Raw genomic sequence first — 14,545 nt, 5'->3', positions numbered from 1 at the left:
GCCGATTCCGATCAGGCTGAACCCCGCAGCTATCAGAAGCAAATCCATGGTCACACACTGATTTTTTCGTGATCTTATGCGTCATTGTGGAATCGTGCACCGAGCCGTGGCTATTGGACGAGTACGAAGATTCCCTACCCTCGGACATCATTGTGGATTCGTCTGCGTGAAATCCTGATGTAAGCCGTTCGCGCGACGCCACGTTCGCCCCAGGAGACATCTCGATGCTACCCGCCGCCGACCGTTACGACGACCTGCTCTCCCGCTTCGCGTGGGACGTCCCGGCGCGCTACAACATCGGCGTGGACGTCTGCGACAAATGGGCCGACGGCAGCGGACGCCTCGCGCTGATCCACGAAACGGCGCAAGGCGACGTTTTCCGGATCACGTTCGACGACCTGAGGAATGCTTCTAACCGGCTCGCGAACAGCTTCGTGCGCGCCGGCCTTCGGCGCGGCGACCGCATCGGCATCTTTCTCGCGCAGGGCCCCGAAACGGCCGTCGCGCATCTCGCCGCGTACAAACTCGGCGCGATCGCGGTGCCGCTCTTCACGTTGTTCGGCGTCGATGCGCTCGAATACCGGCTCGCGAACAGCGAGGCGGCTGCGCTCGTCACCGACGCAGCTGGCTACGCGAAAATCGCACCGCTGCGCGCCCGGTTGCCGGCACTGCATACCGTCTACTGCATCGGCGACGATGCGCCCGATCAGCCGGGCGTGCTGCGCTACGACGCGGCGCTCGCCGCCGAAACACCCGACTTCGTGCCGGCCGATACGGCCGCCGACGATCCGGCGGTCATCATCTATACGTCCGGCACGACGGGCAAACCGAAAGGCGCGTTGCACGCGCATCGCGTGCTGCTGGGCCACCTGCCGGGCGTCGAGATGTCGCAGCAGTGCTTCCCGCGCGACGCGCGCCTGTTCTGGACACCCGCCGACTGGGCATGGATCGGCGGCCTGCTCGACGTGCTGCTGCCGTCATGGCATCACGGCGTGCCCGTACTCGCCCGCCGCTTCGAGAAATTCGACGGCGACGCGGCGTTCGCGCTGATGGCACGGCACGGCGTGACCCATGCGTTCCTGCCGCCCACCGCGCTGAAGCTGATGCGCACCGTCCCGGCACCGCGCGAACGCTACGCGCTGTCGCTGAAGTCCGTCGCGAGCGGCGGGGAATCGCTCGGCACCGAGCTGACGGCCTGGGGGCGCGATGCGCTCGGCGTGACGATCAACGAGTTCTACGGGCAAACCGAGTGCAACATGGTGCTGTCGTCGTGCGCGGCGCTGTTCGATGCGCAGCCCGGCGCCATCGGCAGGGCCGTGCCCGGCCATGCGGTCGCGATCGTCGACGCGGACGGCACGCCGCTGCCGCCCGGCGTCGAAGGGCGTATCGCAGTGCGCCGCCCCGACCCGGTGATGTTCCTCGAATACTGGCGCAACGCCGACGCGACGCGCGACAAGTTCGCCGGCGACTACCTGCTGACCGGCGACACGGGCACGATCGACGCCGACGGCTTCGTGCGCTTCGTCGGCCGCGACGACGACGTGATCACGAGCGCCGGCTACCGGATCGGCCCGGGCCCGATCGAGGACTGCCTGCTCACGCATCCGGCGGTGCGGATGGCCGCCGTCGTCGGCGTGCCCGACGCGACGCGCACCGAGATCGTCAAGGCGTTCGTCGTGCTGAATCCCGGCCACACCGGCGACGATGCGCTCGTGCAGGCGCTGCAGGCACATGTGCGCACGCGCGTCGCCGCGCACGAGTATCCGCGCGCGATCGCGTTCGTCGACAGCCTGCCGATGACCGCGACCGGCAAGATCGTGCGCCGCGCGCTGCGCGACGCGTAGGCCGGTGGCCCCCGTGCCGCCGGCCTTGCCGGATGGTTTATAGTGGCGCCACTACGCAGTCTTTCCTAGAAAACGATGTCCTCTGATCACCACTCCGACGCGGGCGCGTCACACAGCCCGCTCTACGCCAAACTCCTCGGCGAAACCGCCAAGATCGACTGGTGCGATCTCGAACGCTTCTTCGCGCAGGGCAAGTTGCTGTCCGTGGCGCGCGACCTCGATCTCGTCAGCGTCGCGGAAGCCGTTGCCGACGACGATGCCGAGCAGGTCACGCGCTGGCTGTCGGCGGGCCTCGTCGCACGCATGCCGGCCGAAACCGCTGCCGATTACGCGACGCGCAACCCGGAGCTGTGGGCGGTCGTCGTCTCGCCCTGGGTCTGCGTGCAGGAACGCGCCTGACGCGTCCGCCATGTCCGAAACCGCGTTACCGCACGGGGCCGGCACGGCTGCCGTCACGCACCGGCGTGTCCTCGCGCTCGCGTTCCCGATCGTCCTCGCAAACCTGACCCAGCCGATCCTCGGTGCCGTCGACACGGCCGTCGCGGGCCACCTCGACGGCACGCAGTACCTGGGCGGCGTCGCGCTCGGCGGGCTGTTCTTCAATTTCGTGTTCTGGGGATTCGGTTTCCTGCGGATGGGGACGACCGGCCTCGTCGCGCAGGCGCACGGCGCGGGCGACGCCGCCGGGATCCGCCTGAACCTGCTGCGCGCGTTGATCGTCGCGTTCGCACTCGGCGCAGCGGTGCTGGTGCTGCAGGTGCCGCTGCTGTCCTTTGCGCTGTCCGCGCTGGGCGGCAGCGACGCCGTCCGCACCACGGCGCTTGCCTACAGCCATGCGCGAATCTGGAGCGCACCGTTCGCGCTCGCGAACTACGTCGTGCTCGGCTACCTGCTCGGCATGCAGCGCGTGCGGCTCGCGCTCGTCGCGCAGGTATTCATCAATGCGGTGAACATCGGCGCCGTGCTGCTCTACGTGTATGGCTTCGGCTGGGGCATCGCCGGCATCGGCGCCGCGACGGCCACCGCGGACACATGCGGTTTCGCGCTCGGCGCATGGATGCTGTGGCGGCTGCGGCCGCGCGGCCTTGCGCCGATCGCGGTACATGCACTCGCCGACCGCGTCGCGCTCAAGCGGCTGATCGTCCTCAATCGCGACATCTTCCTGCGTACGCTGTGCCTGCTCGGCGCATTCGGCTGGTTCGCGCACCTCGGTGCAAAACAGGGCGATGCGACGCTCGCGGCAAACGCGCTGCTGCTGAATTTCCAGACGTTCATGGCGTACGGCCTCGACGGCTTCGCGCATGCGGCCGAAGCGCTCGTCGGCGCGGCCGCTGGCGCGCGCGACCGCAGCGCGTTCCGGCAGGCCGTGCGGGTCACGCTGTTCTGGTCGGCGCTCGGCGCGCTGCTGTTCGCACTCGTTTACTGGGCCGCCGGCGGCTGGATCGTCGCGCGCCTGACCGACCAGGCCGAGATCCGTGAAATGGCGTTGCGCTACCTGCCGTGGGCCGCGCTTTCGCCGATCGTGTCGGTCTGGGGCTTCCTGCTCGACGGCGTCTTCATCGGCGCCACGCAGACGCAATCGCTGATGCGCGCAATGGTCGCGTCGTTCTCGATCTTCGTCGTGGCCACGCTCGCCGCGGTCGGCACGTTCGGCAATCACGGCCTCTGGTTCGCGCTGCTGCTGTTCATGGCCGCACGCGGCGCGACGCTGGCGCGCTACCTGCCGGCGCTGTTGCGGCACATCGGCGCCGACGCGCCCGCGGCCCGCGCCTGACGGCAGGCCGACCCAGCCGTTATTGCGCGGGTTTCGGCGGCGGCGCGTCGAGCATCGACGGCGGCGTCATGTCGGTCGGCACGCCGTGATAGTCGGCCGGATCTTCCGGCGGATGGCCGCGACGGGCCTGATGCGGATCGCTGGTACAGCCGGCGAGAAAAGATGCGGCCAGCACGGCCAGCATGAAACGGGTCATCGGGTATGGCTCCGGAAATCGGCGCGCCCATCGCGCGCCGGGACCGCGCCGAGTCTAGCGGAAATCCTGCTTCGGAGTCGCGCCACGCATGTCCTACTATGTACGCATGGCGCTGTGCCGTGGAAAGGAGGCTGCCATGTCGTCTGAAGAAATTGCCGGCCTGATCGGGCTGTTCGTCGGTCTGATGGTGCTCGTCGCCCTGTCGTTCTTCGAGTCGCGCGAATACAAGCGCAACCATGAAGGCGAAGGGATGATCCACCACTGGATGGCCGAACACCACCTGCTCGACTGGCGGCGCAAGCACTAAGCGCGCCCCTGCCGTCCGGCCCTTCCCCGGGCCGTTCTCGAACGTGCCGTCGCGCGGCACGCCGGTGATCGCGTATCGCCGAAATTAACGGGGTCCGATTCACACACGTTGATCAGATGACGAACGCCGTCGCGCGGCTCGTGCCACGCGACGGCGCTCGCTTGCGCGCGCCCGGACGGGCGCGACGCGATTCAGACGGCTCAGCCCAGGAAGTGGCGGGCGTAGCGCGCGTTGATGTCGGACAGGCGGAACAGCGTCAGGAAATCCGCGCAGTTGAAGTCGGGATCCCAGGCCGGCGCACCGCAGATCTTCGCGCCGAGGCGCAGGTAACCCTTGATCAGCGGCGGCGGCGCCACGACGGTGCCCGTCTGCAGTTCGTCGACCGGCAGAGCCGTGTGCGGGAACGCGCGATATTCCGGCGCCGTCAGCGAGCCGGCCGACAGCGACTGGTACAGGTTCGCCGCGTAATGGCCGCCGTCGGCCATCGACACGCTCGCGCAGCCGAGCATCGTCTCGTAGCCGTTCTGCATCATGTACGCGCCAAGGCCGCCCCACAGCGCCATGATGACGGCGCCGCTGCGATAGTCGCTGTGCACGCACGAGCGGCCGACCTCGACCATCTTGCCGCGCAGGTGCGTGAGGCGCGACAGATCGAATTCGCCTTCGGCATACAGGCGGCCGACACGCGCCGCCTGGTGCGGCGGCAGCACGCGATACGTGCCGACGACCTTCAGGGTGTCGAGATCGCGAACCAGCAGGTGGTCGCAGTACGCGTCGAACGGATCGACGTCGAGACCGGAGGGGCCGCTGACCTGCGCGCCCATCTCTTCGGCGAACACGCTGTATCGCAGGCGCTGGGCTTCGCGCAATTCGTCTTCGGTACGCGCCCACGCGGCGCGCAGGCGATACTCCGATGTGACGGTTTCACTGGCGCGCGGCAGGTGGCGCCGCGACGTGTCGAGGGGCAGCGAGGCAAAAGGGAGCGTAGGCGTCGGCAGTTCTCGCATTAGGCTTTCCTGGTCGTAAGGAATAGGACGACATGCCCGCCAATGTAGTAATCGGCCGTGACCGTTATGTGGCACGACCGTGTCCTTTCAATGACGTGTCGCCGAATTGACTTTAGCAGAAAGCTTGCGAAACCGTACGACGAATCCCTTCAAAGCCCTTCAGACGGGCCTCACAGCAGGTCGGGCGTCAATACCGCGCGCAGTACGGCCTGCCGGCTGCCGTCACGCGTGCGGCTCGCGAGCCACACGATTCCGCCCTTCTTGACGCTCCAGCTGTCGTCGCCGCCGGCGATCAATTGCGCGGCAACGCTGCCAAGCGTCGGCTGGTGCCCGACGACCACGACCGTCGGTGCAATGCCTTCCGGCCAGCCGGTCGCCGCCAGCACGTCGTCGACGCTGCCGCCCGGCGCGAGCACGTCGACCGTCCGGTACTGGTCGGTCAGCGCCTCGACCGTCTGCACGGTGCGTGCCGCCGGGCTCGCGAGGATCACGGCGTTCGTCTCGAGCCGCCCACGCAGCCATTTGGCCATCGCCTGCGCGTCCTTGCGGCCCCGCACGGTCAACTGGCGCGCGAGATCGCTCGTTGCGTAGTCTTCGGCTTCGGCGTGGCGCCACAGGATCAGGTTCATCATGATGTTCTCCTTGCTTCGGCGAGCGGCCCGCGCCCTTGCGTCCGGGCCCGCCGATGACCGGGCGAATTGTCGCAAATTGCTGACGTTTGCCGCCGCGGCATTTACCCGCATATAGGGATTGACCGGATCAGACCTTCAACGATACAATCTTTGGCTCGTCGGAGCGTAGCGCAGCCTGGTAGCGCATCTGATTTGGGATCAGAGGGTCGTAGGTTCGAATCCTATCGCTCCGACCAAGGAATCAAGGGGTTACGGTTAATACCGTAGCCCCTTTTCCGTTTCCGGGCCCTTCAAGCGTCAACCGGGATTCCTTCCCGGTTCGCAACACCTCGATTCATTGTAGGGATCAATTGCGGCATCGACGCTACAACGATCCACGCACCCCTCGGCGGCCCTGTTTCGAAAGTCGGCGCAAGGCAAATGGCTCATGGCCATTCGCTTTCAATGCAGGAAAGGCTGACAGGGAAGGATCGAGCGCCCGCCTGGCCGGCCCGTCGAATTACCGACGGCGTACGGGCCAACGAGTCACCCGCGGCCCGCATACGGCACTTGCCGGAACACGCGATAATGCGCGTGGACAACCCGCCCTCGCGCATGAAAAACAACATTCTGAAGACCGCCCTCTGCGCATCGCTGCTCGCGTTCGCGACTGCCGGCACCGCGTCGGCCAAGGCGCTCGACGATGCACTCGACTGCCACTCGACCGGCCACAAATTCGTCGCGCCGCTGCTCGCCGCCGGCGACATCCAGTCGGAGCCGATGCACGTCGAATCGAACTCGGTCAATGCATTCCGCACGAGCCACGCGCTGACGGCGTACGGCTTCGGCGTCTATGTCGTACTCGGATACCAGGCGAACGACCCGATCTTCCGCCCGGGCGACGGCACGCCGATCGGCGACTGGGCCTATGGCGTCGTGGTGCGGGGCACGAAGAGCGCGGTGGAGGAAGCCGTGCGCAAGGCCGGCAGCGACGCGACCGTCAAGCAGGCGTTTCCGTTCCTGACCGCGATCGTCTGCTCGTCGGACTGAGCGCCCGTCAGGACGATCATGCGGCCATCCTGAGGGGTATCGAGCCGACCCCTCTGCCCAGCCCCTCCGAGCCCCGCCATCGACCTCTTACGCGCCGGTATACACCACGCGATACGGGATTCCGACCTTCTCCCACTCGGCTGCCTCCTGGCTGAGGCTGTAGTCGGTCAGCGGGTTCTGCTCGACCCACGCGCTCGGCAGGCGCACTTCATACCCACCCTTCTTCATCTGCGACACGGAAATATCCGGCAGCCCCGCATCGGTCCGGCGCCGGCACAGCAGCGCCGCGAGCCGCAGGCAGAACAGCAGCGGCCACTCGACCTCGCGCGCCTGCGACAGCTTGCCGAGCTTGCCCGCGTGACCGAGCACGAGCGCGGCGAGGCGCGCCTGGTCGGTGCGCGAAAAACCCGGCATGTCCGCGTTGCTCGCGATATAGGCCGAATGCTTGTGATACGCGCTGTGCGAAATCGACAGACCGATCTCGTGCAACGCGGCCGCCCAGCCGAGGAACATCCGGCCTTCCTCGCGCGCCTCTTCGTCGGCTTCCTCGAGTTCGTCGTAGAAACGCGCCGCCAGCGCGCCGATCCGTTCGGCCTGCGCGCGATCGACGCCGTAGCGGCGCGTGAAGCCCTCGACGGTCACAGCACGCATGTCCTCGTGCTGCGTCCGGCCGAGCAGGTCGTACAGCACACCGAGGCGCAGCGCGCCGTCGGTCGTATCGACGTAGTCGACACCGAGCTCCTCGAACACCGCGAGCATGATCGCGAGGCCGCCTGCGAGCACCGGCACGCGATCGGGCTTCAGTGCGATCAGCTTCAGCCGGTTGACGTTCTCCGACTTGATCAGCGCGCGCTTCAACCGCTCGAGGCCGCCGCGCGAAATACCGTGCGTGATGCCCGGATCATTGAAGCCGTTTGCCTCGACGAGTTCCGCGAGCGCACGCGCGGTGCCCGACGAGCCGATCGCCTGGTCCCAGCCGGCCTTCTTGTACTCGCTCGAAATGATCTGGATCTCGCGCTTGGCCGCGAGCTCGGCCTGCCGCATCGTGTATTCGTCGACGTTGCCGGCCGGGAAGAACGTACGGCTGTGGCTCACGCAGCCGATATAGAGGCTCTCCATCACGATCGGCGTGTAGTGCGAGCCGATGATGAATTCGGTGGAGCCGCCGCCGATGTCGACGACGAGCCGCTTGCCCGCGCTCGCCGGCACCGAGTGCGCGGCGCCCGCATAGATCAGCCGCGCTTCTTCGCGGCCCGCAATCACTTCGATCGGGAAACCGAGCGCCGCTTCGGCCTCGCCGAGAAATTCGCCCGCGTTCTTCGCGACGCGCAGCGTGTTGGTCGCCACCGCGCGCACGTGATCGGGATGGAAATCGCGCAGGCGCTCACCGAACCGCTTGAGCGCTTCCCAGCCACGCTCCTGTGACGCGCGATCGAGCATCTTGTCGCTCGACAGGCCCGCGGCCAGCCGGACGGGCTCGCGCAGCGCGTCGACGGGATAGATCTGGCTGCCCGCCGGCGTTTCCTCGACACGACCGACGATCAGCCGGAAGCTGTTCGAGCCGAGATCCACGGCAGCCAGCAAGTGGGGGGTTGTAACCATCAGAAGGGGCTCCGTGCGCGTTCGCCCGCGGCGGCCGGTGCGACAACCGTAGGCGGTCAATCAAAGGCGACATTTTAAGCGTGGAACGCTTGCCATTGCCACGCTTCACGGGCATACAACCTGCTCGATTGCATATAGCCGAAACATTTATGAGACGAAACGGTTACGGCGTAGAATTTCCCGATATAAATACATGATTGTCATCAGCACGTCATCGTACCGTGAGAGTTTCCGAGCGTCCTTTCGAATCATCGCCCGAATCACCCCCTACTCTGCCGATGTCCGTCCGTTACCCGCTTCTCAATCGTGAACTCGGCATCCTCGGTTTCAACGAGCGCGTGCTGGCCCAGGCAGCCGATCCTCAAGTCCCGTTGCTCGAGCGTCTCCGCTTCATCTGCATCACCAGCAGCAACCTCGACGAATTCTTCGAAGTCCGGATGGCGGGCCTGCAGGAGCAGATCCGCGACAACCCCGGCGCACTGACGCCCGACGGCATGTCGTTACAACATGCTTACGACCTCGTCGTCGAACGCGCGCAGCGGCTCGTGCATCGACAGTACACGATGCTGCACGAAACCGTGCTGCCCGCGCTCGAACAGGAAGGCATCTACTTCCATGCGAGCGACACGTGGAACGACGAGCAGCTCGAATGGGCGCGGAATTACTTCCTCGACGAGTTGCTGCCGGTGCTCACGCCGATCGGCCTCGATCCCGCCCACCCGTTCCCGCGCGTGCTGAACAAGAGCCTGAACTTCGTCGTCGAGCTCGAAGGCCGCGACGCATTCGGCCGCCAGGCCGTGATGGGCATCGTGCAGGCGCCGCGTGCACTGCCGCGCGTCGTGCGCATGCCGCACGCGCTGTCGGGCTTCGAGCACGGCTTCGTGCTGTTGAGCTCGTTCATGCAGCGCTTCGTCGGCGAACTCTTCCCGCAGCTGAGCGTGAAGAGCTGCAACCAGTTCCGCATCACGCGCAACAGCGAGCTGTTCGTCGACGAGGACGAAATCACGAACCTGCGCGTCGCGCTGCAGGGCGAGCTGCCCGCGCGCCACCTCGGCAATGCAGTGCGCCTCGAGGTATCGGCCGACACGCCGCCGCATATCGTGCGCCGCCTGCTCGTGGAAAGCGAACTGAGCGAGAAGGACTGCTATCGCGTGTCCGGATCGGTGAACCTCGTGCGGCTGATGCAGATTCCCGATCTCGTCGACCGTCCCGACCTGAAGTTCGCGCCGTTCACCGCGTCGACCCCGTCCGCGATCACGAACGCGCCGACGATGTTCGACGCGATCGACAACGGCGACATCCTGCTGCACCACCCGTACGAGAGCTTCCAGCCGGTGCTCGAACTGCTGCAGCAAGCCGCGAGGGATCCGAGCGTCGTCGCGATCAAGCAGACGATCTACCGCACCGGCACCGATTCGCCGCTGATGGACGCGCTGATGGAAGCCGCGCGCAACGGCAAGGAAGTGACCGTCGTCGTCGAGCTGCTCGCGCGCTTCGACGAGGAAACCAACATCAACTGGGCGTCGCAGCTCGAAGCGGTCGGCGCGCATGTCGTGTACGGCGTGGTGGGCCACAAGTGCCACGCGAAGATGATGCTGATCGTGCGGCGCGTCGTGCAGGCCGGCAAGGCGTCGCTGCGCCGCTACGTGCACCTCGGCACCGGCAACTACCACCCGCGCACGGCACGCCTCTACACCGACTTCGGGCTGATGACGGCCGACCAGAAGATCTGCGAGGACGTTCATCACGTGTTCCAGCAACTGACCGGCATCGGCGGCGAACTCACGCTGCACGAGCTGTGGCAGTCGCCGTTCACGCTGCATCCGCGCATCATCGACTCGATCCGCGCAGAGATCGACAATGCACGCGCCGGCAAGCGCGCACGCGTCGTCGCGAAGATGAACGCGCTGCTGGAGCCGACGGTGATCGCGGCGCTGTACGAAGCGTCGCAGGCCGGCGTCAAGGTCGACCTGATCGTGCGCGGTGTCTGCGCGCTGAAGCCCGGCGTGCCGGGGCTGTCGGAAAACATCACAGTGCGCTCGATCGTCGGCCGCTTCCTCGAGCACCACCGGATCTACTATTTCCACGCGAACGGCACCGAGGACGTCTATCTGTCGAGCGCAGACTGGATGGACCGCAACCTGTTCCGCCGCGTCGAAGTCGCGTTCCCGATCCGCGATCGCAAGCTGAAGCGGCGCGTGATCGCAGAAGGCCTGTCGGTGTGCCTCGGCGACAACCAGTCGGCGTGGCAGATGCAAAGCGACGGCCACTACCGCCGGCGCCGCGCCGGCAAGACGATCCGCAACGCGCAACTCGGGTTGCTCGCGAAGTTCTGCTCCTGAACCGGCCGCGCGGCGCAAGTCGCGCGCCGCGTCGCTCCAAATAAAAAACGCAGCCGGCTGGCTGCGTTTTTTTTCGACCCCGGCATGCCGCCGCTTGCCGAACGAGCGACGGATGCCGTTACGCGATCATGCCTCGTAAGCGGCCGGCCGGATCGCGATGATGCGCGAGCCCGGGAAGCGCGCGGTGAACGTGCTGCCACGCCCTTCCTCGCTCTGCACGTACAGGTGCGCGTCGTGACGCTGCAGCACGTGCTTGACGATCGCAAGGCCGAGCCCCGTGCCGCCGGTGTCGCGCGAACGGCTGCGGTCGACGCGGTAGAAGCGCTCGGTGAGCCGCGGCAGGTCGGCGGCCGGAATCCCGAAGCCGCTGTCCGTGACGGAAAACACGCCCTGCGCGCCCTCACGCCGCCAGGTCACGACGATCTTGCCGCCTTCCGGCGTATAGCGGATCGCGTTCGTGACGAGATTCGCGAACGCGCTGAACAGCTCCGTCTGCGCGCCGGTGACGCCGAGCGTCTCGTCGATCGAGAACGCGATGTCGTGATGCCCGTTCGACAGCGTCTGCGCGTCTTCCTTCAGATGGTCGAACACGGCACGCATGTCGATCGCGCGATCGAGCGGCGGCTTGCTCTCGCCCTCCAGCTTCGCGAGCACCAGCAGGTCGGTCACGATGTGCCGCATCCGCGAGGCCTGCTGCTCCATCATCTCGAGATAGCGCGCGCGGTCTTCCTCGTTCAGCGGCAGCTCGCGCATCGTCTCGAGGAACCCCGACAGCACGGTGAGCGGCGTCTTCAATTCGTGCGACACGTTCGCGACGAAGTCGCGCCGCATCGCATCGGTCCGCTCGAGCTCGGTGATGTCCTGCGTCAGCAGCAGCTTGCGATTCTCGCCGTACGGAAACACCTGCACTTCCAGCACGTTCTGCCGCGAATCGCCCATGCCGCGCATCACGAGCGTCTCTTCGTAATGCTGCGCATTCAGGTAGCGGACGAACTCGGGATGGCGAACCAGGTTGGTGATGTGCTGGCGCAGGTCGCGCTTCGCGTCGAGGCCGAAATGGACCTCGGCGATCGCGTTGCACCACTCGATCTGGTCGTGGTCGTCGAGCATCGCGACACCGTTCGGCGACGCCTGGATCGCCTGGATGAAGCGCGAATGCTGCTGCTCGACCTGACGCACCTGTGCGTGCCACTGCTTCGCGAGCTTGTGCAGGCGATAGTAGATCTCACCCCAGATGCCCGGCGCGCTCGGCACCTCGCCATAGACCGGTGCATCGAGCAAACGCCACAGACGCTGCGTATGAAAGGTACTGAAAAAGCCCTGCGCGACCAGCATCACGACCACGAACACGAGGCCCGCGGTCGGGCCGGCGAAGACGCCGACCAATACGCCGATCAGCACGAGCAGCACGAGCGACACCAGAAAGCGCGCCCAGATGATGTTCATGATTCAGCGCCCGAAAGAATGAACGGCATGCCGTGGCACACGGCATGCGTGGATACGTTACGCGTGCTTGGCGAGCCGGTAGCCGCTGCCGCGCACGGTCTCGATCATCGCATCGCAGCCGGCCGGTTTCAAGGCCGCACGCAATCGTTTGATGTGCACGTCGACGGTACGCTCCTCGACGAATACATGATCGCCCCACACCTGGTCGAGCAGTTGCGTGCGGCTGTGCACGCGTTCCGGATGCGTCATGAAGAAATGCAGCAGGCGGAACTCGGTCGGACCGAGATCGAGCTTGATCTCGCTGCCTTCCGCATGCGCGGCGACGCGATGCGTGGCCGGGTCGAGGCGCAGCCCGTTGATCGACACGACGTCCTCGGTCAGCTGCGGCGCGCGACGGCGCAGCACGGCCTTGATCCGCGCCATCAGTTCCTTCGGCGAGAACGGCTTCGTCACGTAGTCGTCCGCGCCGATTTCGAGGCCGAGCACCTTGTCCTGCTCGTCACCGCGGGCAGTCAGCATGATGATCGGGATGTGCTTGGTCCGTTCGTTGTTGCGCAGGTCGCGCGCGAACGCGATACCGGACTTGCCCGGCAGCATCCAGTCGAGCAGTACGAGATCGGGCAGCACGTCGCTGATCAGGTTCTGCGCCTGTTCGGCGTTGTACGCCCGAATCGGGCAGTGACCGGCGTGCTGGAGATTCACCGAGATCAGTTCGGAAATCGCGGGCTCATCTTCAACGACGAGAATGTTGCTGGGCATCGGCACCTCTGTTCTTCCTTACGGAGTCGATTAACTGTTGGCTTCGCGATCGAGCGTGTCGCGCGGCTGGTGCCGCACGTCGGTGCCCTTCACGATGTAGATGATGAATTCGGCGATGTTCTTCGCGTGGTCGCCGATCCGCTCGATCGCCTTCGCGATGAACAGGTACTCGAGGCCGACCGAGATCGTGCGCGGATCTTCCTGCATGTACGACACGAGCTTGCGCACGAACGCGCGGAATTCCTGGTCGATTTCCTTGTCGTCCTTGACGATCTGCGCGGCGGCCACCGTATCGAGACGCGCAAACGCGTCGAGCGCGCGGCGCAGGATCGTCACGGCCATCTCGCCCGACACCTTGATCTCGGCGATGTTGACCGTGCGCGCAGCGGGCTCGTCGACCAGGCGGCGTACGCGCTTCGCGATCTTCTCGGCCTCGTCGCCGGCGCGCTCGAGGTTCGTAATCGTTTTCGAAATCGACATCAAAAGGCGCAGGTCACGCGCGGCAGGCTGTCTCCGCGCGATGATGTTGCCGCACTCCTGGTCGATGTCGACTTCCATCGCGTTCAGCGTTTCCTCGGCCGTGATGACCTTCTCGGCCGCATCGCGATCGAATTCGTTCAGCGCGTGCATCGCGCCGACGATCTGCGACTCGACGAGCCCGCCCATTTCCAGCACTTTCGACGACACCGCGTTGAGATCGGCGTCGAACTGGCTCGACAGATGTTTATCCGACATGGCTGTTGTTCTCCGTCATCAGCCGAAGCGGCCGGTGATGTAGTCTTCCGTTTCCTTGCGCACCGGCTTGATGAAGATCTTTTCGGTCTCGCCGAATTCGATCAGCTCGCCCAGGTACATGTAGGCCGTGAAATCCGAGCAGCGTGCGGCCTGCTGCATGTTGTGCGTGACGATCACGACCGTGTAGTCGCTCTTCAGCTCCGCGATCAGCTCTTCGATGCGGCCCGTCGAGATCGGGTCGAGCGCCGAGCACGGTTCGTCGAGCAGCAACACTTCCGGACGGATCGCGATGCCGCGCGCGATGCACAGACGCTGCTGCTGGCCGCCCGACAGGCCGTAGCCGCTCTGGTTCAGCTTGTCCTTCACTTCGTTCCACAGCGCGGCCTTCGTGAGCGCCCACTCGACGCGATCGTCCATTTCCGAGCGCGTAAGCTTCTCGAACATCTTCACGCCGAATGCGATGTTGTCGTAGATCGACATCGGGAACGGGGTCGGCTTCTGGAACACCATGCCGATCCGCGCGCGCAGCAGCGAGATGTCGCGCTTCGTCGTCAGCAGGTTCTCGCCGTCCATCAGGATTTCGCCTTCGGCGCGCTGCTCCGGATAGAGCGCGAACATCTTGTTGAACGTGCGCAGCAGCGTCGACTTGCCGCAGCCCGACGGGCCGATGAACGCCGTCACCTTCCCTTCGGGAATGCTCAGGTTGATGTTCTTCAGCGCATGGAACTTGTTGTAGAAGAAGTTGAGGTTGTTGACCTCGATCTTCGCGTTCAGCGGCTCGAGCGGACGGCCGTGCGCCGCTTCTTGCGTGCCGGCCGGCGCTGCAGTGCGTTCGACCGGATTCAGGTGGCTTTCTGCCATATTCATCGGAT

14 protein-coding genes and 1 tRNA gene are annotated in these 14,545 nt (G+C 65.7%); 7 read left to right on the top strand and 8 right to left on the bottom strand.

The genetic code is table 11. The features are described from left to right. Window positions 1–224: 224 nt before the first annotated feature. The 3 genes from LXE91_RS11615 (at window position 225) to LXE91_RS11605 (ending at window position 3,618) form a co-directional block, all read left to right on the top strand. Window positions 225–1,844 carry an acyl-CoA synthetase gene (locus LXE91_RS11615; RefSeq protein ID WP_039347629.1) on the top strand — a complete coding sequence of 540 codons (1,620 nt, stop codon included), beginning with the start codon at window positions 225–227 and terminating at the stop codon, window positions 1,842–1,844. 75 nt (window positions 1,845–1,919) lie between these two features. Continuing rightward, the gene (locus LXE91_RS11610) at window positions 1,920–2,243 is read left to right on the top strand and encodes a DUF2288 domain-containing protein (RefSeq protein WP_039347631.1); all 324 of its coding nucleotides are present in this window, start codon (window positions 1,920–1,922) and stop codon (window positions 2,241–2,243) included. A 10-nt stretch (window positions 2,244–2,253) separates the two neighbouring features. Then, window positions 2,254–3,618 carry an MATE family efflux transporter gene (locus tag LXE91_RS11605; RefSeq protein ID WP_039347634.1) on the top strand — a complete coding sequence of 455 codons (1,365 nt, stop codon included), beginning with the start codon at window positions 2,254–2,256 and terminating at the stop codon, window positions 3,616–3,618. A 19-nt stretch (window positions 3,619–3,637) separates the two neighbouring features. Here the strand turns inward: LXE91_RS11605 and LXE91_RS11600 are convergent, their stop codons facing one another. After that, window positions 3,638–3,814 (bottom strand): hypothetical protein, encoded by a 177-nt coding sequence (locus LXE91_RS11600; RefSeq protein WP_095146129.1) that lies wholly within the window; start codon window positions 3,812–3,814, stop codon window positions 3,638–3,640. A gap of 136 nt (window positions 3,815–3,950) precedes the next feature. On the opposite strand from LXE91_RS11600, the gene LXE91_RS11595 reads away from it, so the two are divergent. Next, window positions 3,951–4,121 carry a hypothetical protein gene (locus LXE91_RS11595; protein WP_171026759.1) on the top strand — a complete coding sequence of 57 codons (171 nt, stop codon included), beginning with the start codon at window positions 3,951–3,953 and terminating at the stop codon, window positions 4,119–4,121. Between the two features lie 200 nt (window positions 4,122–4,321). Here the strand turns inward: LXE91_RS11595 and LXE91_RS11590 are convergent, their stop codons facing one another. Then, window positions 4,322–5,128 (bottom strand): GNAT family N-acetyltransferase, encoded by an 807-nt coding sequence (locus tag LXE91_RS11590; RefSeq protein WP_034206968.1) that lies wholly within the window; start codon window positions 5,126–5,128, stop codon window positions 4,322–4,324. Between the two features lie 170 nt (window positions 5,129–5,298). Then, a complete protein-coding gene (gene sixA, locus LXE91_RS11585; protein WP_039347640.1) occupies window positions 5,299–5,760 on the bottom strand; it encodes a phosphohistidine phosphatase SixA in 462 nt (153 codons plus the stop codon). A gap of 159 nt (window positions 5,761–5,919) precedes the next feature. Here sixA and LXE91_RS11580 point away from each other — a divergent pair. Both LXE91_RS11580 and LXE91_RS11575 read left to right on the top strand, forming a co-directional pair. Further along, window positions 5,920–5,996 (top strand) — tRNA-Pro (locus LXE91_RS11580). Window positions 5,997–6,354: 358 nt separating this feature from the next. Continuing rightward, a complete protein-coding gene (locus LXE91_RS11575; RefSeq protein ID WP_039347888.1) occupies window positions 6,355–6,789 on the top strand; it encodes a hypothetical protein in 435 nt (144 codons plus the stop codon). An 87-nt stretch (window positions 6,790–6,876) separates the two neighbouring features. On the opposite strand, the gene ppx is transcribed toward LXE91_RS11575, so the two are convergent. Beyond that, window positions 6,877–8,391, bottom strand: a complete 1,515-nt coding sequence (ppx, locus tag LXE91_RS11570; RefSeq protein ID WP_039347642.1) for an exopolyphosphatase — start codon at window positions 8,389–8,391, stop codon at window positions 6,877–6,879. Window positions 8,392–8,669: 278 nt separating this feature from the next. Between ppx and ppk1 the strand changes: the two genes are divergently transcribed. After that, window positions 8,670–10,733 (top strand): polyphosphate kinase 1, encoded by a 2,064-nt coding sequence (gene ppk1 / locus LXE91_RS11565; protein ID WP_039347645.1) that lies wholly within the window; start codon window positions 8,670–8,672, stop codon window positions 10,731–10,733. Window positions 10,734–10,859: 126 nt separating this feature from the next. Here ppk1 and phoR read toward each other — a convergent pair whose 3' ends face one another. From phoR to pstB, 4 genes are read right to left on the bottom strand one after another with little or no spacing between them, the layout of a single operon-like run. Then, entirely contained in the window at window positions 10,860–12,179 is a 1,320-nt protein-coding gene (gene phoR / locus LXE91_RS11560) for a phosphate regulon sensor histidine kinase PhoR (RefSeq protein ID WP_039347647.1), read from the bottom strand. A gap of 57 nt (window positions 12,180–12,236) precedes the next feature. Next, entirely contained in the window at window positions 12,237–12,938 is a 702-nt protein-coding gene (phoB, locus tag LXE91_RS11555) for a phosphate regulon transcriptional regulator PhoB (protein WP_027787869.1), read from the bottom strand. Between the two features lie 30 nt (window positions 12,939–12,968). After that, window positions 12,969–13,673, bottom strand: a complete 705-nt coding sequence (phoU, locus tag LXE91_RS11550) for a phosphate signaling complex protein PhoU (protein WP_039347650.1) — start codon at window positions 13,671–13,673, stop codon at window positions 12,969–12,971. Between the two features lie 18 nt (window positions 13,674–13,691). Beyond that, window positions 13,692–14,540, bottom strand: a complete 849-nt coding sequence (gene pstB, locus LXE91_RS11545; RefSeq protein ID WP_039347653.1) for a phosphate ABC transporter ATP-binding protein PstB — start codon at window positions 14,538–14,540, stop codon at window positions 13,692–13,694. Between the last annotated feature and the right edge of the window lie 5 nt (window positions 14,541–14,545).

It is taken from the genome of Burkholderia contaminans (assembly GCF_029633825.1).
GTDB lineage: Bacteria > Pseudomonadota > Gammaproteobacteria > Burkholderiales > Burkholderiaceae > Burkholderia > Burkholderia contaminans.
This window is presented reverse-complemented; position numbering and strand designations above follow the sequence as displayed.